Annotated in this window: 16 protein-coding genes; all 16 read left to right on the top strand. The window is 65.2% G+C overall.

Annotated features, from left to right (window positions below):
- Nucleotides 1-3: 3 nt before the first annotated feature.
- Nucleotides 4-1,521: an NADH-quinone oxidoreductase subunit M gene (locus BMY25_RS11590; RefSeq protein ID WP_092496812.1), complete on the top strand. Its 1,518-nt coding sequence runs from the start codon at nt 4-6 to the stop codon at nt 1,519-1,521.
- Between the two features lie 17 nt (nt 1,522-1,538).
- Complete coding sequence (nuoN, locus tag BMY25_RS11585; protein ID WP_428976965.1) at nt 1,539-2,975, top strand: NADH-quinone oxidoreductase subunit NuoN; 1,437 nt, start codon at nt 1,539-1,541, stop codon at nt 2,973-2,975.
- A 3-nt stretch (nt 2,976-2,978) separates the two neighbouring features.
- Entirely contained in the window at nt 2,979-3,803 is an 825-nt protein-coding gene (locus tag BMY25_RS11580) for a biotin--[acetyl-CoA-carboxylase] ligase (RefSeq protein ID WP_092496811.1), read from the top strand.
- Between the two features lies 1 nt (nt 3,804).
- Complete coding sequence (locus BMY25_RS11575) at nt 3,805-5,478, top strand: ribonuclease J (protein WP_092496810.1); 1,674 nt, start codon at nt 3,805-3,807, stop codon at nt 5,476-5,478.
- Between the two features lie 558 nt (nt 5,479-6,036).
- Nucleotides 6,037-7,362 carry a proline--tRNA ligase gene (gene proS, locus BMY25_RS11570; protein ID WP_092496809.1) on the top strand — a complete coding sequence of 442 codons (1,326 nt, stop codon included), beginning with the start codon at nt 6,037-6,039 and terminating at the stop codon, nt 7,360-7,362.
- A gap of 163 nt (nt 7,363-7,525) precedes the next feature.
- Nucleotides 7,526-8,755 carry a lipoprotein-releasing ABC transporter permease subunit gene (locus tag BMY25_RS11565; RefSeq protein WP_092496808.1) on the top strand — a complete coding sequence of 410 codons (1,230 nt, stop codon included), beginning with the start codon at nt 7,526-7,528 and terminating at the stop codon, nt 8,753-8,755.
- Nucleotides 8,752-9,465, top strand: a complete 714-nt coding sequence (locus tag BMY25_RS11560; protein ID WP_092496807.1) for an ABC transporter ATP-binding protein — start codon at nt 8,752-8,754, stop codon at nt 9,463-9,465. Before BMY25_RS11565 ends, BMY25_RS11560 begins: the two co-directional genes overlap by 4 nt.
- 295 nt (nt 9,466-9,760) lie before the next feature.
- Complete coding sequence (gene dnaE, locus BMY25_RS11555; protein WP_092496991.1) at nt 9,761-13,228, top strand: DNA polymerase III subunit alpha; 3,468 nt, start codon at nt 9,761-9,763, stop codon at nt 13,226-13,228.
- 278 nt (nt 13,229-13,506) lie between these two features.
- Nucleotides 13,507-14,394, top strand: a complete 888-nt coding sequence (gene rpsB / locus BMY25_RS11550) for a 30S ribosomal protein S2 (protein ID WP_092496806.1) — start codon at nt 13,507-13,509, stop codon at nt 14,392-14,394.
- A 35-nt stretch (nt 14,395-14,429) separates the two neighbouring features.
- Complete coding sequence (gene tsf, locus BMY25_RS11545) at nt 14,430-15,356, top strand: translation elongation factor Ts (RefSeq protein WP_092496805.1); 927 nt, start codon at nt 14,430-14,432, stop codon at nt 15,354-15,356.
- Nucleotides 15,357-15,464: 108 nt separating this feature from the next.
- The gene (gene pyrH, locus BMY25_RS11540; protein ID WP_092496804.1) at nt 15,465-16,187 is read left to right on the top strand and encodes a UMP kinase; all 723 of its coding nucleotides are present in this window, start codon (nt 15,465-15,467) and stop codon (nt 16,185-16,187) included.
- 25 nt (nt 16,188-16,212) lie between these two features.
- Nucleotides 16,213-16,764 carry a ribosome recycling factor gene (gene frr, locus BMY25_RS11535; protein ID WP_092496803.1) on the top strand — a complete coding sequence of 184 codons (552 nt, stop codon included), beginning with the start codon at nt 16,213-16,215 and terminating at the stop codon, nt 16,762-16,764.
- Between the two features lie 76 nt (nt 16,765-16,840).
- Nucleotides 16,841-17,557 carry an isoprenyl transferase gene (locus BMY25_RS11530; protein ID WP_092496989.1) on the top strand — a complete coding sequence of 239 codons (717 nt, stop codon included), beginning with the start codon at nt 16,841-16,843 and terminating at the stop codon, nt 17,555-17,557.
- Entirely contained in the window at nt 17,550-18,401 is an 852-nt protein-coding gene (locus BMY25_RS11525) for a phosphatidate cytidylyltransferase (protein WP_238858294.1), read from the top strand. Before BMY25_RS11530 ends, BMY25_RS11525 begins: the two co-directional genes overlap by 8 nt.
- Nucleotides 18,398-19,567 (top strand): 1-deoxy-D-xylulose-5-phosphate reductoisomerase, encoded by a 1,170-nt coding sequence (gene dxr / locus BMY25_RS11520; RefSeq protein ID WP_092496801.1) that lies wholly within the window; start codon nt 18,398-18,400, stop codon nt 19,565-19,567. The genes BMY25_RS11525 and dxr overlap by 4 nt, the downstream gene beginning before the upstream one ends.
- Nucleotides 19,568-19,597: 30 nt before the next feature.
- Entirely contained in the window at nt 19,598-20,737 is a 1,140-nt protein-coding gene (gene rseP / locus BMY25_RS11515; RefSeq protein WP_092496987.1) for an RIP metalloprotease RseP, read from the top strand.
- The last annotated feature ends 82 nt before the right edge of the window (nt 20,738-20,819 follow it).

The following is a 20,819-nucleotide window of genomic DNA, read 5'->3' as shown; positions in this document are numbered from 1 at the left end:
GATATGCAAACCTGGCCGATCCTCTCGACCGTAACCTTTCTGCCGCTCATCGGCGCCGCGATCATGTTCTTCCTGATCCGCGGCGACAGCGAGGCGGCGCGGCGGAACCTGCGCAGCGTCGCCCTGGCGACGACCGTGCTGACCTTCCTGGTCTCGATCCTCATCTGGACCGGGTTCGATAGCGCTAATCCCGGCTTCCAGTTCGTCGAGCAGGCCAACTGGGCGGGCGGCTTCATGTCCTACCGGATGGGCGTGGACGGCATCTCCATGCTGTTCGTCATCCTGTCGACGTTCCTGATGCCGCTCTGCATCCTGGCGAGCTGGCGCTCCATCGAGCATCGGCTGAAGGAATATCTGATCGCCTTCCTGATCATGGAAAGCATGATGATCGGCGTCTTCTGCGCGCTCGACATCGTTCTCTTCTACGTGTTCTTCGAAGCCGGGCTGATCCCGATGTTCCTGATCATCGGCGTCTGGGGCGGCCCGCGCCGGGTCTATGCGGCTTTCAAGTTCTTCCTCTACACGCTGCTGGGCTCGCTCTTGATGCTGCTGGCGATCATGGCGATGTACTGGCAGGCCGGCACGACCTACATCCCGGACCTGATGACCCACCAGTTCCCGGCGCACATGCAGATGTGGCTGTGGCTCGCCTTCTTCGCGTCCTTCGCGGTCAAGATGCCGATGTGGCCGGTTCATACCTGGCTTCCCGACGCGCACGTCGAGGCGCCGACGGCGGGCTCGGTGGTCCTGGCCGCCGTGCTCCTGAAGATGGGCGGCTACGGCTTTCTGCGCTTCTCGCTGCCGATGTTCCCGCTGGCGAGCGAGTACTTTGCGCCGCTGGTCTACACGCTCTCTGTGGTCGCCATCATCTACACCTCCCTCGTCGCGCTGATGCAGGAGGATATGAAGAAGCTGATCGCCTATTCGTCGGTGGCCCATATGGGCTTCGTGACGATGGGTATCTTCGCGGCGAACACGCAGGGCGTGCAGGGCGCCATCTTCCAGATGCTGTCGCACGGCCTGGTTTCGGGCGCGCTCTTCCTCTGCGTCGGCGTGATCTATGACCGGATGCACACGCGCCAGATCGCGGCCTATGGCGGGCTTGTGAACCGGATGCCGGTCTATGCCTTCACCTTCCTGCTCTTCACCATGGCGAATGTCGGTCTGCCCGGCACCTCGGGCTTCGTGGGCGAGTTCCTGACCTTGGTCGGCACCTTCCGTGCCAATACCTGGGTGGCGGTCTTCGCCACGACCGGGATCATCTTCTCCGCGGCCTACGCGCTCTGGCTTTACCGGCGCGTGGTCTTCGGGGTGCTCGACAAGGACGCTCTGAAGAGCATCCTCGACATGAGCGTGCGGGAAAAGGCGATCCTGATTCCGCTGATCGTGCTCACCATCCTGTTCGGCATTTATCCGCAGCCGATCATGAAGGTGACCGGGCCGGCGGTCGAGCATCTGGTTTCCCAATATCAGGCGGCGCTCGACAGCAGCGCTCCGAAGACTGCGCTTCTGGCGCGCTGACGGATTTCGAGGCTCCCATGATGGATGTTGCTGTCTTTCCAAATCTCTCGCCGGCTCTGGCGGAGATCGTCCTCGCGGTCGGCGCGATGTTGCTGCTGGTCTTCGGCGTGATCAGGGGGGAACGCTCCACCCGCACGGTGACGGTGCTCGCGGTGCTTCTGCTGATCGTTGCAATCGTGATCGTGGCGGCTGTATCGCCGGCAGCCACGACCTTCGGCGGCAGCTTCAAGCTCGACGCCTTTGCCCGCTTCATGAAGATCGCGGCGCTCGCAGGCTCCGGCTTCGCCATCTCAATGTCGGTGACTTACTCCCGGCGTGAGGGCTTCGAGCGGTTCGAATACCCGGTGCTGATCCTGATCGGCACGATCGGCATGCTGCTGATGATTTCGGCGAGCGACCTGATCAGCCTCTATCTCGGCTTGGAACTGCAGTCGCTCGCGGCCTACGTCGTGGCGGCCATCCATCGCGACAACGCGCGCTCCACCGAAGCGGGCCTGAAGTACTTCGTGCTGGGCGCGCTCTCGTCCGGCATGCTGCTTTACGGCGCGTCGCTGGTCTACGGCTTCACCGGGCATACTCAGTTCGATGGCATTGCCTCGATGCTGGTGCACGGCCGTTCGCTCGGCCTCGTGATCGGGTTGGTCTTCCTGCTGGCCGGCGTCGCCTTCAAGATCTCCGCCGTGCCGTTCCACATGTGGACGCCCGACGTTTACGAGGGCGCCCCGACCGCCGTGACCGCCTTCTTCGCCTCCGCGCCGAAGCTCGCCGCCATGGCGCTGCTGGTCCGCGTGGTCGAGGAGGCGTTCCGCCCGATCACGGCCGACTGGCAGCAGGTGATCGTCTTCATTTCCGTCTGCTCCATGGTGCTCGGTTCGTTCGCGGCTATCGGCCAGCGCAACATCAAGCGCCTGATGGCCTATTCCTCGATCGGTCACATGGGATATGCGCTGGTCGGCCTGTCCGCCGGCTCCGCCCAGGGCGTGCAGGGCGTGATCCTCTACATGGTCATCTACATGAGCATGACGCTGGGCGCGTTCGCCTGCATCCTGTCCATGCGCCGCAATGGCGAAATGGTTGAGGACGTGGCATCGCTGGCCGGACTGGCGCGCTCCCAGCCGCTGGTGGCCTTCGTTTTCGCGGCGCTGATGTTCTCGCTGGCGGGCATTCCGCCGCTGGCCGGCTTCTTCGCGAAGTACTACGTGTTTCTGGCGGCGATCCAGGCGAACCTCTTCACCCTTGCGGTGATCGGCGTCCTGAGCAGCGTCGTCGGTGCCTTCTATTATCTCCGCATCGTGAAGATCATGTATTTCGATGAACCGGAGCATGCCTTCGAGCCGGCACCCGTGGAACTTCGCGCCGTGCTCGGCCTGTCCGGCATCTTCGCGCTGTTCTTCCTGTTCTTCATGTCGCCGCTGGTGGTGGCTGCGGGGATTGCCGCCAAGAGCTTCTTCTAGGGCATGACTTTCACGCTCGGGCCTTCGGCTATGGCCGACGGCTATCGCCTCGATGTTTTGGATACCGTGGGCTCAACCAACGCCGAAGCGTTGGCTCGGGCCCGCGCGGGTGATCGGGGCCGACTCTGGATAACCTCGCACAGGCAGACGGATGGGCGGGGGCGACGTGGCTCCCACTGGCAGAGCCCGGAGGGCAATCTGGCCGTCAGCCTGTTGCTGGTACCGGATGCGCCTGCCGAAATGGCCGCCACGCTGGGCTTCGTCGCGGGGCTCGCGTTGAGTGACGCGCTCGGCGCATGTGCTCCCGATGTCTCCACGCTGATGGCGCTGGACGGAAACGACGGCGCAGAGGGCAGCCGCTTTCGCTTGAAATGGCCGAACGACGTGCTGGCAGGCGCGGCCAAGGTTTCCGGCATCCTGCTGGAGGGAACGGCAGCGCCGTCCGGCCGACAAGCCGTCGTCGTCGGCATCGGCGTCAATGTCGCGCATGCTCCGGCCGATCTGCCGTATCCCGCGGCTTCGCTGCAGGGGCTTGGCGCCGATGTGACGGCGGAATCGCTTCTCCGGGTGCTGACGGATGCGTGGGTCGCGCGCGAGCGTGTGTGGGATTGCGGACGAGGTTTCGGCGCTATTCGGGCGGCATGGCTGAAGCGCGCGGCCGGCCTGGGCGCACCGGTGGCCGTGCGGCAGGGAAACGAAGTGCTCAGGGGCATTTTCGAGACGATCGACGACGACGGCCGCCTCATCGTGATGACGGATGAGGGCGGGAGAAAAACAATCAGTGCGGGCGACGTGCATTTTGGCACCGCCGCGACAGAAAGAGGCTGAGATGGCAGGCGAAGACGAACTGGTTTTCGTGCCGCTCGGCGGCGTGGGCGAGATTGGGATGAACCTTGCCCTGTACGGCTTCGGACAGGGAAAGAACCGGTCCTGGCTCGCCGTCGACGTGGGACAATCCTTCGGGCATGACGACCTTCCGGGTGTGGACGCGGTTCTGCCCGATGTCCGCTTTCTTGTGGAACGGAAGAAGAACCTCCTCGGCATCGTCATTACGCACGCGCATGAGGATCATTTTGGCGGCCTCTTCGATCTTTGGCCCCGGCTGGGCGTGCCCGTCTACATGACGCCGTTCACAGCGGGCCTGCTGGAGGCGAAGCGGTCGGGCGAGCACAACGCGCCGAAGATCCCCGTCACCGTCGTGAACCAGGGCGAAAGCTTCGAGGCCGGTCCGTTCAAGGTGGAGTTCGTGCCGGTTTCCCATTCGGTGCCGGAGGCGAATGCACTGGCGATCACCACGCCTGCGGGCAAGATCGTCCATACCGGCGACTGGAAGCTGGATCCGACGCCCGGCACGGGCAGGGCGACCGATGAGAACCGGCTGGCCGAGCTTGGGCGCGAAGGCGTACTGGCACTGATCTGCGATTCCACCAATGCCGTGCGCGAGGGCATCAGCCCCAGCGAAAGCGAAGTGGCGCTGGTGCTTGAACGGATGATCGCGGAAGCCAAGCACCGGGTCGCGGTGACGACGTTCGCCAGCAACATCTCGCGCATCCGCTCCGTGGCGGCAGCCGCGCAGCGGGCAGGGCGCGACGTGGTTATCATCGGCCGCGCCATTCGCCGTGCCGTGGATGTCGCGACTGAACTCGGGCTTCTGGAAGGGCTTCCCCCATTCCTCGACCAGGATGCCTACGGCTATCTCCCGCGTGAGCGCGTCGTCGCGCTGATGACGGGAAGCCAGGGCGAGCCGCGCGCCGCCCTCTCGCGGATCGCCTCCGGCGATCACCGGGCCGTGGCGCTGTCGGCGGGGGATCGCGTGATCTTCTCCTCGCGGCCCATTCCCGGCAACGAACGGGCGATCGGCAGCATCATCAATGCGCTGGTGGATCTAGGGGCCGAGGTCGTGACCGACCGCGACGGCCTCGTTCACACGTCCGGTCACCCCCGTCGCGACGAGCTTCGGCAGATGTACGACTGGATCAAGCCGCAGGTCCTCGTGCCCGTCCATGGCGAGCCGCTGCACCTTCAGAAGCAGGCGATGCTCGGCCGCTCCGTCGGAATTCCGCATGTGGTGGAAACGCGTAACGGTCGGATGACGCGGCTATGGCCGGGCAAGCCTGAGCGACTGGCCGACGTCACCTCCGGGCGGCTGTTCCGGGATGGCAACATCGTGTCGACGCCGGATGCGAGCGGTGTCGCCGATCGCCGGCGGCTGTCGTTCCTTGGCGTGATCTCCGTCTCCGTCGTGCTGAGCGACAGCGGCGAGGTGCTGGAAGATCCTGCGTTGGCGGTTCTGGGCATTCCCAAGGCGGATGCCTCGGGCAAGCTGCTCTACGAGATCGCGCAGAAAGCCGTCGACGACGCGCTGGACGGCATGTCGAAGGCGAGAAAGCGGGATGCCTCCGTCATCGAGGAGACGGTTCGGCGAACCGTCCGCGGCGAGATCGAAACCGTCTGGGGCAAGAGGCCCACGGTGATCGTCCACGTCACGCATGTGAGCGACTGACCACAGGAACAGGACGCGTGTTCACCCGACCGGGGCCGATCGGCTCCGGTCGTTTCGTTTGCGCTGGCTGAGAGAACGGGCGACGCTCGCCTCGATGGGGAACACCGAACCGGGCCGCGTTGATGAAACGGGGCAGGGCTTCAGTAGCCGTGAATAGACGCCGGCTTGGCCGGGGTCTTTCGAGCAGTCATGAAGGCAGGGAAGGGAAAAGGCCAAGGCCCAAAAAAGAAAGAGCAAGGCGTTGCCTTGCTCTCAATTGCGATAAGTCAAGCATCATCGAGCGTTTTACATGGTCGCCCTGATGAAGTCCTCCCAAGACTTGGACCGCAGTGGATCGGTGCAGGTGCACTCTGTTGATGACCTTAAGCTAGACCAGCATTTCCGTCTTGTCACGCCCTTTGTCATGGCAATGCCATCTTTTTTAGCGGGGATTGCACAAAAGAGATGCAGTTTTCGCCGGGGACCCTCTCGGCGCAACAACCGGCCTTGCATTACGCCGGACTTGCCAAGGCCGCTCCTTTACGGTTTGTGTCTGCGACCTCAGAGAACGACTCGAAGATGCTGCTCTCCAAATATTTTCTGCCGATCCTCAAGGAAGACCCCAAGGAAGCCGAGATCGTCTCGCATCGGTTGATGCTGCGTGCCGGAATGATCCGGCAGCAGACGGCCGGCATCTATTCCTGGCTGCCGCTCGGGCTCCGCGTGTTGGAGAACGTCGCGCGGATCGTGCGCGAGGAGCAGAACCGCGCGGGCGCGCTGGAACTTCTGATGCCGACGATCCAGTCGGCCGATCTCTGGCGCGAAAGCGGCCGTTATGACGATTACGGCAAGGAGATGCTGCGCATCGAGGACCGTCACGAGCGCGAACTCCTGTTCGGGCCGACGAACGAGGAGATGATCACCGACATCTTCCGCAACACCGTGCGTTCCTATCGCGACCTGCCGCTGAACCTCTATCACATCCAGTGGAAGTTCCGCGACGAGGTGCGTCCGCGCTTCGGCGTCATGCGCGGCCGCGAGTTCCTGATGAAGGACGCCTATTCCTTCGACGTGGACGCGGAATCCGCTCGCCACGCCTATAACCGCATGTTCGTGGCCTATCTGCGCACCTTCAAGCGGCTCGGCCTGACGGCCATCCCGATGCGTGCCGATACCGGTCCGATCGGCGGCGACCTCAGCCACGAATTCATCATCCTGGCCGAGACGGGCGAAAGCCAGGTGTTCTGCGACCAGGATCTTCTGACGCTCGATCTGCCCGGCGACGACACCGACTTTGCCGCCGATCTCTCCGGCGTCGTGTCGAACTGGACGACTCCCTACGCGGCGACGGAGGAAATGCACGACGCGGACGCTTTCGCGGCGCTGCCGGAAGCGCGGCAGGTATCCGCGCGCGGCATCGAGGTGGGCCACATCTTCTATTTCGGCGCCAAGTATTCCGAGCCGATGAAGGCGCGGGTAACAGGACCCGACGGGGTGGAGCGGCCGGTCCATATGGGTTCCTACGGAGTCGGCGTGTCGCGCCTGCTTGGCGCGCTGATCGAAGCGAGTCACGATGAGGCGGGAATCATCTGGCCGGACAGCGTGGCTCCCTTCAACGTCGGCCTGATCAACCTCAAGCCGGGCGATGTCGCCACGGACGAGATTGCAGCCGGCATCGTCGCCCGACTCGAATCCGCCGGATTGTCGGTGCTCTACGACGATACAGATCAACGCGCCGGCGCGAAGTTCGCGACCATGGACCTGATCGGACTGCCCTGGCAGCTGATCGTGGGGCCGAAAGGGGCAGCCAAGGGTGAAGTTGAAATCAAGCGTCGCGCAACGGGTGAGCGGGAGACTCTCGGGATTGACGCTGCCGTCAATCGGCTCGTTCACGAGACGGCGTAGCCCTATCCCGGCGAGCAAGAGCGACGCGGGCCCGGATCAAGCGGGCCAACGCGGGACGGGCCAACGCGGGGCGGGCCGGGGCGGAGCGCGGCAGGGGCGTGCCCCTGCGCCCGAGCCGGTCGGCCTGGTGCCGGCCACGCGGCCTTTTTCCGTGTTCGAGTGGATGCTGGCCTTCCGCTATTTGCGTCCGCGGCGGAAGGAAGCGTTCATCTCCGTCATTGCCGGCTTCTCGTTCCTCGGCATCATGCTGGGCGTGGCGACGCTCGTGATCGTCATGGCCGTCATGAACGGTTTTCGCGGCGAGCTCCTCGACAAGATCCTCGGCATCAACGGCCATATGGTGCTGCAGCCGACGGATACGCCGCTGACCGACTACAACGCGACGGCCGACCGGCTGGACAAGCTGCCCTTCGTGCGCATGGCGATGCCCATCATCGAGGGGCAGGCGCTCGCCTCCGGCACCACCAGTGCCGGATCGGGCGTGCTCGTGCGCGGCGTTCGCGGCGAGGATCTGCGCAAGCTCAGCAAGGTCGCCGATTCCATCAAGAACAACGGCACGCTTGACGGCTTCGACGATTCCAGCGGCGTGGCAATCGGCTCGCGCCTGGCGGAAAGCCTCGGGCTGCAGGTCGGTGACAAGATCACGCTGATCAGTCCGCGCGGCGCGGTGACGCCCATGGGCGTGGCGCCCCGGGTGAAGGCCTATCCCGTGGTGGCGATCTTCGAGATCGGCATGTCGGAATACGATTCCACCTTCGTCTTCATGCCGCTGACTGAGGCGCAGGCCTATTTCAACATGCCCGACCAGGCGGGGGCGATCGAGGTCTATACCGATAACCCCGATAACATCGCTTCCTATCGGGACGCGATAGAGAAGGCCGCGGGGCGTTCGGTTCTGTCCATCGACTGGCGGCAGCGCAACGCCACCTTCTTCTCCGCGCTGGAGGTTGAGCGGAACGTCATGTTCCTGATCCTGCTGCTGATCGTGCTGGTGGCGGCGCTCAACATCATTTCCGGCCTCACCATGCTGGTGAAGGACAAGGGGCGCGACATCGCGATCCTGCGGACCATGGGCGCTACACGTGGCGCGGTACTCCGTATTTTCTTCATCACGGGGGCGATGATCGGTACCGTCGGCACCTTCGCCGGGCTGGCCATGGGCACCCTGATCTGCCTCAACATCGAGCGGATCAAGGATTTCGTCTCCTGGCTGACGAACACCGACGTGTTCAATCCGCAGCTTTATTTCCTGTCCAACCTGCCGGCGGAGATGAACGCCCGCGAGACGACCGAGATCGTTCTCATGGCGCTGGCGATCTCCTTTCTTGCGACCATCTACCCTGCGTGGCGGGCGGCCAAGCTCGATCCCGTTGAGGCCCTGCGTTACGAATGAGCGAATCCAAGGTGGAGACGGATCACCCCTATGCTCTGACGCTCGATGGCGTCAGTCGGTCCTACAGCACGGCGGCCGGGCCGTTGAATGTGTTGCAGAACGCCCATCTCCGCGTCTCTCCCGGCGAGCTGGTGGCGCTCGTCGCGCCCTCCGGCTCCGGCAAGTCGACGCTGCTGCACATGGCGGGCCTGCTGGAGCGGCCGGATTCCGGCGAGGTGATGATCGGGCCGCTGCGCACGTCGGAGCTCAAGGATCCCGCGCGCACGGCGATCCGTCGAGGCGAGATCGGCTTTGTCTACCAGTTCCACCATCTGATGCCGGAATTCTCCGCGCTGGAGAATCTCATGATCCCGCAGCTGATCGCCGGTCTTTCCCGCAAGGAAGCGGCGGCGCGGGCGATGGAACTGCTCGCCTACCTCCGGGTGGACCACCGCGCCTCGCACCGACCTTCGGAGCTTTCCGGCGGTGAGCAGCAGCGCGTCGCGATCGCGCGTGCCGTCGCCAACGCGCCGCGCCTGCTCCTGGCCGACGAGCCCACCGGCAATCTCGATCCCAAGACGTCCGACCACGTCTTCCTGGCGCTCAGCACGCTGGTCCGACATTCCAACGTCGCGGCGCTGATCGCCACGCACAACCTGACGCTGGCGCGACGGATGGACCGGGCGATCACGCTGCGCGACGGCGAGATCGTCGCCGCTGACCTTTCGTAAACCATAGAACAGGACGAGAACAAAATTCGGTTGCGGCTCAATCCGGGATGTGGAACATATAGTGAACACATAAAGGAGAGAGCAATGACCTGGCTGATCCGCGAAGCGTGTTCCTTTGTTGCCGTGGCCGTTCTAATGGGCAGCCTTGTCGTCTGGGCCGGTCTCCTCGGCGGCATCGCCTGATCCGCCGCCGGTCCGGCGAGGTCGCTGGAAAGCGGGGACGACCGGTCCGAATCGCTGGACCTCGCGGCTTGCGCCTGACATGGATCGGGTCGAGCTTTTCAGGGAGAGGGCGATGCCGGGCGGCCCCGATTTCATCCACCTCAATTGCCATTCCGCTTATTCGCTGCTGGAAGGTGCCTTGCCGCTGGGCAAGCTGATCGACCTGGCGGTGAAGTCGGAGATGCCGGCCCTCGGCATCACGGATACGGCGAACCTCTTCGGCGCGCTGGAATTCTCCGAGAAGGCCGTGAAGGCGGGGCTGCAGCCGATCGTCGGCTGCAAGTTGCCCGTGCGCTTCGAGGTCGAGGACGAGCGCGAGGCGATGCGTCCCGGTCAGCAGAACCGCACTCGCCGCACCGCGCCGATCTTCCTCTTCTGCGCGTCGCCGCAGGGCTATGCCGACCTGATGAAGCTCGTCTCCCATTTCTATGTGGGCGAGGATGGGCGCGGCGAGCCTGTGTCGCTGGCGCGACTGCAGGAGGCATCGCGCGCGCTGATCGCGCTGACGGGCGGCCATGACGGTCCGCTCTACCATCCGATGGCAGAGGGCGAGGGCGAGCTTGCCGCCACCCGGCTGGAGAACCTCAAGAACATCTTCGACGACCGCCTCTATGTCAGCCTCGAACGGCACGGCATGGATGTGGAGCGGGACGCGGAAGCGGGCGTTGTGGATCTCGCCTACGCGATGGATCTGCCGCTGGTGGCGACCAACGAGCCCATGTTTCCGAAGGCCGAGGATTATGAGGCGCATGACGCCCTGTTGTCGATCGCGGACGGCCGCCTGATTTCCAGCGACGACAGGCGGCGGCTCACGCCGGAGCATCATTTCGCCTCGCAGGCCGAGATGAAGCGCCGCTTCCAGGATCTGCCGGAAGCGCTTGAAAACACGGTGGAAGTGGCGCTACGCTGCCATGCGCGCGTGCGCACGGTGAACCCGATCCTGCCGCGCTTCGCCGCAAAGGCGGAGGATCCGGAAGCAGCCGAGCGCGAGGAGGCCGCCGAGCTTTGCCGCCAGGCCGAGGAAGGCCTGATCGCCCGCCTGGACAAACTCGGCACCGCGCCGGGTCTGACGCGCGAGGATTACGAGAAGCGGCTGGAATTCGAGCTTGGCATCATCACCAAGATGAAGTTCCCCGGCTACTTCCTGATCGTTGCCGACTTCATCAAGTGGGCCAAGCAGAACGGCATTCCCGTGGGGCCGGGCCGCGGCTCCGGCGCGGGATCGGTCGTCGCCTGGGCCCTCACCATTACCGACCTCGATCCGCTCCGCTTCGCGCTGCTCTTCGAGCGCTTCCTCAATCCCGAACGCGTCTCGATGCCTGACTTCGACATCGACTTCTGCCAGGACCGGCGCGAAGAGGTGATCGGCTACGTGCAGAAGCGCTACGGCTCCGACCAGGTGGCGCAGATCATCACCTTCGGAACGCTGCAGGCTCGCGCCGCGCTTCGCGACGTCGGGCGCGTGCTGGAAATGCCCTACGGGCAGGTGGACCGGCTTTCCAAGATGGTGCCGGCCGATCCCGCCAATCCGGTCACGCTGGCGCAGGCGGTGGCGGATGAACCGCGCTTTGCCGAGGCCCGGCAGGAAGAGCCGGTCGTCGACCGTCTCCTGACCATCGCGATGAAGCTGGAGGGTCTTTACCGCCACGCCTCGACGCACGCCGCCGGCATCGTCATCGGCGATCGCCCGCTGGATCAGCTGGTGCCGCTCTACCGCGATCCGCGCTCGGCGCTGCCGGTCACCCAGTTCAACATGAAGTGGGTGGAACAGGCCGGGTTGGTGAAGTTCGACTTCCTCGGCCTGAAGACGCTCACGACGCTCCGCCGGGCGGTGGACCTCATCGCGCGGCGCGGCATCGACATCGATCTGTCCGCGTTGCCGCTGGAGGATAAGAAGACCTTCGAAATGCTGGGTCGCGGCGAGACGGTCGGCGTGTTCCAGCTGGAAAGCCAGGGCATGCGGCGTGCGCTCGCCGGCATGAAGGCCGACCGCTTCGAGGACATCATCGCGCTCGTGGCGCTCTATCGCCCGGGTCCGATGGACAACATCCCGACCTACAACCGCCGCAAGCACGGCGAGGAGGAGCCGGACTACCTGCATCCGCGACTGGAGCCGATCCTGAAGGAAACCTACGGGGTCATCATCTACCAGGAACAGGTGATGCAGATCGCGCAGACGCTGTCCGGCTATTCGCTGGGCGACGCCGATCTGCTGCGCCGCGCCATGGGCAAGAAGATCAAGGCCGAGATGGACGCCCAGCGCGCCCGCTTCGTGGAGGGCGCCGTCACGCACGACGTCGTCGAGGCCGATGCCAGCATGATCTTCGATCTCGTGGCGAAGTTCGCAAGCTATGGCTTCAACAAGTCGCACGCCGCCGCCTACGCGCTGGTCGCCTACCAGACGGCGTATCTCAAGGCGAACTATCCGGTGGAATTTCTGGCCGCGTCCATGACGCTGGACATGGGCAACACCGACAAGCTGAACGAATTCCGCCTGGAAGCGCGGCGTCTCGGCATCGACGTCATCCCGCCCGACATCAACCGCTCGCGCGGCTTCTTCGACGTTGCGGACGGAAAGATCGTTTATGCGCTCTCCGCGCTGAAGGGGGTCGGCAGCCAGGTGATCGAGCACATCGTGGAGGTGCGCGAGGGGGGACCCTTCCGCGGTCTGGACGATTTCGTCGGCCGCATCGATCCTCGCATCGTCAATCGCCGTACCATGGAATGCCTCGTCCAGGCCGGTGCGTTCGATCGGCTGGAGCCGAACCGCTCGCTGATCTTCGGCAATGTCGGGCGCCTGCTCGCCGCCGCGCAGGAGCGGGTGCAGCGTGTTTCCTCCGGCGTCGGCGATCTCTTCGGCGAAGCCGGCAGCGCCCCGGCCGTCACGCTGGCGGAGGTGGAGGCCTGGACGCCGACGGAGCGGCTGCAGCGCGAGTTCACCGCGATCGGCGCCTATCTTTCCGCTCACCCGCTCGACGAATATCAGGACGTGGTCAAGGCGCGGGGCGGGACGACCTGGAAGGCCTTTTTCGAGCGTCTCCGAAGTCAGCGAAACCTCGGCGGTCTGCTTGCCGTCACGGTGGTGCAGCGGGTGGAGAAACGCACCAAGACCGGCGGCCGGCTCGGTATCGTTACCCTGTCGGATCCGACCGGCCAGTTCGAGGCGACGGTTTATCAGGAGCGACTTTTCGAGTGGCGCGAGCAGCTTGAGCCCGGCCAGTCTCTGATGATGCAGATCGGCGCGGAATTCGATCCGGAAACGGAAGACCTGCGCGTGCGCATTCTCGGGTTGGAGCAACTGGAGGCGGTGGCCGCCCGTCGGAACACGTCGTTGCGCGTTTTCCTCGACCGCCCCGCCTCGGTGGAGCGCCTGCAGAATCGCCTGAACGAACCGGGCGAGGGCAGCGTCTCGCTGATTCTTCTTTTGGATCAGGAAGGGCGCGAAGTGGAGATGAAGCTGCCCGGCCATTACCGGGTGACACCCCACATCGCCGGCGCCATCAAGGCGCTGCCGGGCGTGGTGCAGGTCGAACTTATGTAGAAGACGTCGGCGCCGGGGGTGCGGCGCCCGCGTCACGGGCCTTTCGCCTGCTCTTTCCACGACGCGCGTTATGGCACGGTCGTCTAAGGCGCGGTCGAGTGCGTTGTGCGCCGGCAGTCATCGCACCGGGTGGGGACCGCGTGAAGAGCCGCCGGAAGCCGTTGCAGTTTCCGCCACTTTCCCCTATATGGGCGCCATCTCACACGCGGGCTCAAGCTTTGGCTTTCCGGTGGCAGCAATGCCCGACCGGCCCGCGGAGGTTAAACCGGAGAATAGAAATGGCGCTTCCCGATTTCACGATGCGTCAGCTGCTTGAAGCTGGCGTTCATTTCGGTCACCAGACCCACCGCTGGAACCCCAAGATGTCCCAGTACATCTTCGGCGAGCGAAACAACGTTCACATCATCGACCTCGCCCAGACGGTCCCCATGCTGCACCGCGCGCTGCAGATGGTCAGCGACACCGTCGCCAAGGGCGGTCGCGTGCTCTTCGTGGGCACCAAGCGTCAGGCCGCCGATGCGGTCGCCGATGCGGCTCGCCGTTCCGCCCAGTACTACGTCAACTCCCGCTGGCTCGGCGGCATGCTGACCAACTGGAAGACGATTTCCCATTCGATCGAGCGTCTCCGCACGGTGGACCGCATCCTGGAGCAGGGCGCGCAGGGTCTCACCAAGAAGGAGCGCCTGACGCTGACCCGCGAGCGCGACAAGCTCGAGCGCGCACTGGGCGGCATCAAGGACATGGGCGGCGTTCCCGACCTCCTGTTCGTGATCGACACCAACAAGGAATCCATCGCGATCGCCGAAGCGCGCCGCCTGGGCATTCCGGTTGCCGCGATCGTCGACACCAACTCCGATCCGGACGGCATCAACCTCCCGGTCCCCGGCAATGACGACGCCGGCCGTGCGCTCGCGCTCTATTGCGACCTGATCGCCCGCGCCGCGCTCGACGGCATTTCGCGCAGCCAGGGCGATCTCGGCATCGACCTCGGCGCTTCGGAAGAGGTTCCCTACGAGCCTGCTCTGGAAGACGAAGGCTTTGAAGCCGAGGCGCCCGCCGCTGAAGCTCCGGCTGCCGAGGCTGCCGCTGTCGAGGCGCCGGCCGCCGAGGCGCCGGCCGCCGAGACCAATGCTCCTGCCGCCGAAGGCGAGCAGGCGAGCGCCTGATCCGGCGCTCGGAAACGACAGAGAGGATTTACGGTATGGCCATCACAGCGCAGACAGTCAAAGAACTGCGTGAGAAGACCGGCGCCGGCATGATGGACTGCAAGGTCGCGCTGACCGAGACCAATGGCGACATGGAGGCCGCGATCGACTGGCTTCGCGCCAAGGGTCTCTCCCGCGCTGCCAAGAAGTCGGATCGTGTTGCCGCCGAGGGCCTGATCGCGGTTGCCGAGCAGGGCACCAAGGCTGCGATCATCGAGCTCAACTCGGAGACGGACTTCGTCGCCCGCAACGAGCAGTTCCAGGCCCTGGTGGTCGGCGTGGCGCAGGCCGCGCTCGCCACCGACGGCTCGCTGGATGCGGTGAAGCAGGCGAACCTCGCTTCCACCGGCAAGACGGTCGAAGCGACCGTCTCCGAGGCGATCGCCACGATCGGCGAGAACATGACGCTGCGCCGCACGGCGGTGCTGTCGGTCTCGCAGGGCATCGTAGCGAGCTACATCCATTCCGCGGTCGCTCCCGGCCTCGGCAAGATCGGCGTGCTCGTCGCGCTTGAATCGACGGGTGACGCGGCTCAGCTGGCAACCGTGGGTCGTCAGATCGCCATGCACATCGCGGCGGCCAATCCGCTGGCGCTCGACGTCGACCAGCTCGACCCGACCGTGGTCGAGCGTGAGCGTCACGTGTTTGCCGAGCAGGCTCGCGAGTCCGGCAAGCCCGAGGCGATCATCGAGAAGATGGTCGAGGGCCGCATCCGCAAGTTCTACGAAGAGTCCGTGCTGCTGAAGCAGGCCTTCGTGATCGACCCCGACAAGACGGTCGAGGCCGCGGTCAAGGAAGCTGAAAAGGCTGCCGGCGCGCCGGTCAAGCTTTCCGGCTTCGTGTGCTTCCGCCTTGGCGAGGGCATCCAGCGCGAAGAGGCGGATTTCGCGGCCGAAGTGGCGGCTGCCGTCGGAACCCGCTAAGCCCCGTCCAAACGAGATCGCGAGGGCGCCGACGTGACATGTCGGCGCCCTTGTCGTATGCGGACTTCAGATCACCTGCGGCGCGGCCGCCAAACCCCAGCGAGATCCATGCCTCCCAGGCCAAAGCCCAAGCGCATCCTTCTGAAACTCTCGGGCGAGGCCCTGATGGGCGACCAGCCTTTCGGGATCGACGACAAGACAGTGGCTGCCTTCGCGGCCGAGATTGCCGCCGTTGCGCGCGCCGGGACCGAGATTGCGGTCGTGATCGGCGGCGGTAATATCTTCCGCGGCCTCGCCATTGCGGCGAAGGGCGGGGACCGCGTCACCGGCGACCATATGGGCATGCTGGCGACCGTCATGAACGCGCTCGCGCTCGAAGCGGCGCTGGTGCGCGAGGGGCTGATGGCGCGCGCGATGTCTGCCATCGAGATGCCGTCGATCTGCGAGACCTACATCCATCGCCGGGCGGCGCTTCACATGGAGAAGGAGCGCATCGTGGTCCTGGCCGGGGGCACCGGCAATCCCTTCTTCACCACCGACAGCGGCGCGGCGTTGCGTGCCCTGGAACTGGATTGCGACGCGCTCCTGAAGGGTACGCAGGTGGACGGCGTCTATTCCGCCGACCCCCGCAAGGACCCGGATGCGGTGCGGTACGACCACGTGAGCTTCACCGACGCGATCAGCCAGGGGCTGGCCGTCATGGACACCGCCGCATTCGCCCTTGCCCGCGACAACAGCTTGCCGATAATCGTCTTCAACATTCACGAGCCGGGCGCGCTCAGCCGTATCATCGCCGGCGAGTCCGTCGGCACGTTGGTATCCGCCGGCTGACGGCGACTGGAACTGGAAGAAAGCTATGTTCGATATCGCCGACCTGAAACGACGCATGCAGTCGACGCTCTCCGTCCTGAAGACCGAACTTTCGGGACTGCGGACCGGCCGTGCCTCGGTGAACCTCCTCGACCCGATCGTCGTCAGCGCGTACGGCGCGCAGATGCCGCTGACGCAGGTGGCCAACGTCACCGTACCGGAATCGCGCATGCTCGCGGTTCAGGTCTGGGACCAGCAGGTTGTCGGCGCCGTCGACCGGGCGATCCGCGAGTCCAACCTCGGCCTGAACCCGATCATGGAAGGCACCACGCTACGCATTCCCATCCCGGAGCTGAATGCGCAGCGCCGCCAGGAGATGGTGAAGGTCGCCCACAAATATGCCGAACAGGCGAGGGTGGCGGTGCGTCATGTCCGCCGCGACGGCATGGATACGCTGAAGCGCCTTGAGAAGGACAGCGAGATCAGTCAGGACGAGAGTCGGACGCAATCCGACGTCATCCAGAAGGCGACCGACGAGGCGATCAAGGAGATCGACGAGATGGTGAGCGTCAAAGAGCGCGAAATCGTCCAGGTCTGATCGCAGGCGAGTCAGGAAAGCGCAGGGGGCGGGCGGACACGGCATGCGCGGGCAAGCCAACGAGATGAAACCGGTGATGGCTTCCCCGGGCGTGCCTCGTCATGTTGCAATCATAATGGATGGCAACGGACGCTGGGCGCGTGCACGCGGTCTGCCGCGCGCCGAGGGGCACCGGCGCGGCGTGGAAGCGTTGCGCCGCGCTGTGCGGTTTGCGGCTACGCGGGGCATCGATTACCTCACGCTGTTCTCCTTCAGCTCGGAGAACTGGTCGCGGCCGGCCTCCGAGGTGGGCGAGCTTCTGGATCTCCTGCGGCTGTTTATCCGCCGGGACGTGGCCGACCTGAAGCGCGACAATGTCCGCATCCGCGTGATCGGCAACCGCGAAACCCTGCCGCCCGACATCATCGCGCTGCTGCAGCATGCCGAGCGCGAAACAGCGCTGTGCACGGGATTGCATCTGGTGGTCGCCTTCAATTACGGCTCGCGTGACGAGATCACGCGCGCCGTGCGCCGGATCGCGGAGCGGGTGGAGCGGGGCGAACTCCGGGCGTCCGACATCGACGCGGCGATGGTCGAGCAGGGGCTCGACACGGCCGGCATTCCCGATCCCGACCTGATCCTGCGCACCTCCGGCGAGCAGCGGGTTAGCAACTTCCTGCTCTGGCAGGCCGCTTATTCCGAATTCGTCTTCCTGCCGGGTCTCTGGCCGGATTTCGACGATCCGCAATTCGAGGCCGCGCTGGAGCAATATTCGTGTCGCGAGCGGCGTTACGGAGGCGTCGTCAGTGCCTGAGCCCGTCGCTGTGGAAGCGGGGCGCACGTCCAATCTCCGGTTGCGCGTTCTCTCGGCGATGGTCCTCATCCCCGTGGTGCTGCTCGCCGTCGCCTTCGGCGGCCTGTCGTTTCTGGCGCTCACCATCATCATGGCGGGTGCCGCGTTCTGGGAATGGTGTGAGATTACGGACCCGAAGGGCCCGGTCTGGGTCCGGGTCGTGACGAATGCGGGCCTCCTCGTGGGCATCTGCTTTGTCGGATATCACCATCTCGCCTGGGCGGCCCTTCTGTGGCTCGCGGTCTTCGTGGTCCTGATACTCCTGGCTTTCCGGCAACGTCGCGCGGGCTGGATGGCGGTCGGTCTCCTTTATGTCGCGATCCCGAGCGGCGGGCTGCTCGTCCTCCGCGGTGCGGGGATAGGCTGGTACCCGATCCTTTTCCTGATGCTGGTCGTATGGGTCACGGACACGGCGGCCTATTTCGGCGGCCGGTCTCTCGGTGGTCCCAAGCTCTGGCGGAGGGTGTCGCCGAAAAAGACGTGGTCGGGCGCTCTCTCGGGCCTCGCCGGGGCCTTGATCGTGGCCGCCGTCCTTTCCGCTTCAGTCCATTGGCGGGCGGACGCCTTGCTGGTCGCGGTTCTGCTTTCCATCGCCTCGCAATGTGGTGATCTCCTGGAATCCGCAGTGAAACGGAAATTCGACGTGAAGGATTCCGGCACGCTGATTCCCGGCCATGGCGGCGTCCTCGACCGGATCGACGGCCTTTACGGCGCGGCTGCCTGTGCCTGGCTTCTCGCGAGCGCGGGATGGGCCGGCGGGCTCTTCGCCACGCCTCTTCTTTCCGCAGCGGGAGCGGCTCCATGACGCAAAGACGGGTTACCGTTCTCGGGGCAACCGGATCGGTCGGCAGCAGCACGGTCGACGTGCTCGCCGGCGACCCCGAATCCTTCGCGGTGGTGGCGGTCACGGCGCAGACCAATGCGGCCAAGCTCGCCGAAATCGCAAAACGGCTGAAGGCGAAGCGCGCGGTCGTGGGCGACCCTTCCGCCTACGAAGACCTTCGCGCCGCGCTGGAAGGCACGGGCATCGAGGCCGCCGCGGGCGCGTCGGCGCTGGACGAGGCGGCCGCGATGCCGACCGACGTCGTCCTGTCCGCCATCGTCGGCGCTGCCGGGCTGAAGCCGACGGCGGCTGCGGTGCGGGCGGGTCACGACGTCGCGCTCGCCAACAAGGAGTGCCTGGTCTGCGCCGGCGAGGCCTTCATGGATCTCGCGCGCCGGCACGACGCTAACATCCTGCCCACCGACTCCGAGCACAACGCAATATTCCAGCTGATCGACGGCACCGACGCTGCCGATATCGGCTCCTATACGCTGACAGCCTCGGGCGGACCTTTCCGGACTTGGGATGCCGAAGCGATTGCTTCAGCCACCCCGGAACAGGCGCTGAAGCACCCGACCTGGTCCATGGGCGCGAAGATCTCGATCGATTCCGCCACCCTGATGAACAAGGGTCTGGAGTTGATCGAGGCGCACCACCTCTTCGGTATCGCGCCTGACCGGCTGCGGGTACTCGTCCATCCTCAGTCGCTCGTCCATGCGATGGTGACTTTTCTCGACGGCTCCATCCACGCGGAGCTTGGCGCGGCGGACATGAGGCGGCCGATTGCGCATTGTCTCTATTGGCCCCGGCGATCGCGCACCCCAATTAAGTCTCTCGATCTTTCCGCGGCTCCGTCCCTGAGCTTCGAGCAGCCGGATCCCGAGCGCTTTCCGGCGTTGCGACTGGCGCAGGAGGCGCTGCGGCGCGGGCAGGGTGCTGCGACCGTGCTGAACGGCGCGAACGAGGTGGCCGTGGCGGCCTTTCTCGGGCATCGTGTTCCGTTCGGGTCGATCGCGCGCATCGTCGAGGAGACGCTGATGGCGGCCGATCGGGAAGGCCTGTTGCAGGTGCCGGCAAGCGTGGAGGCCGCGCTCGTGCTGGATGGAGAGGCCCGGCGCCTCGCCGTCGACGTTCTGGAACGACAATAGAGTGCCTTCGGCACGCACGAGGACATGATGATGGAGTTCCTGCAGCAGATCTGGACGGTGATCTCGGGCTCCGTCGTACCCGCCCTGGCGGTCCTGTTGGTCGTCGTCTTCGTGCATGAGATGGGACATTTCCTCACGGCGCGCTGGTGCGGCATCCGCATCGCCGCCTTCTCGCTTGGATTCGGACCGGAACTTGCGCATTGGGTGGATCGTCGCGGCACGCGGTGGCGCCTCGCCGCAGTGCCGCTCGGCGGCTACGTCCGCTTCGAGGGTGATGACAACGCTTCCAGCACGCCGGATTTCGACGCTCTGGAACGCCTGCCGGCAGAGACCAAGCGGGGCCTCTTCCATTTCGCGCCGCTCTGGAAGCGCACCGCCGTGGTCACGGCCGGGCCGATCGCCAATTTCATCCTGGCCATCCTGGTGTTCGCGGCCCTCTTTGCCACGATCGGTCGGCCCGTCAGCCTGCCGCGTGCGGATTCGGTTGTCGCTGGAAGCCCGGCGGAGAAGGCCGGCTTCAAGCCGGGCGACCTCGTCCTGTCCATCAACGGAGAGGCCGTCGATTCCTTTTCCGAGATGCAGGAGATCGTCAGTCTTTCCGCCGGATCTTCCTTATCAATCCTGATCCAGCGTGCGGGCGAGAAGCTCACGCTCACGGCGACGCCGGAACGGCGCGAGATGCCGGACGGGCTGGGCGGCACCCAGCGCGTGGGTGTGCTCGGCCTTTCCCGGACGCTGTCGGCCGGCGACGTGGACTACCGTCGTTATGGTCCCATCGCGGCATTAGGGCAGGGGGTGGACCAGACGTGGGACATCATCCATCGCACGCTCACCTACGTCGGGCGGCTCTTCGTCGGGCGCGAAAGCCCCGACCAGCTGAGCGGGCCGGTCCGGGTCGCCCAGGTGTCCGGCGTGGTGGCGCATGCCGGCGGCCTGCCGGCGCTGATCCATCTCGGCGCGATTCTGTCCGTCAGTATCGGGTTCATCAATCTCTTCCCCGTTCCGATGCTCGATGGCGGCCACCTGCTTTTTTATGCGATCGAGGCGATGCGTGGGCGTCCGCTGAGCCGCGCCGCACAGGAAGTGGGATTCCGCATCGGCTTCGCCATGGTCGTGCTGCTCTTCGTCTTCGTGACCTTTAACGATCTCTCAAGACTCGGCGGCTCGTAAGCCTTTTTGGGCGTTTCGTCGTGGCTGAAAGGCCACGGCGGGTTGAAAAGCTGGAGCGGCCCACGGGTTCGGATTGAATGCT

Source organism: Faunimonas pinastri (assembly GCF_900110915.1).
GTDB lineage: Bacteria > Pseudomonadota > Alphaproteobacteria > Rhizobiales > Afifellaceae > Faunimonas > Faunimonas pinastri.
Note: the sequence above shows the minus strand (reverse complement) of the source record. Positions and strands in the feature narration are given on the sequence as shown.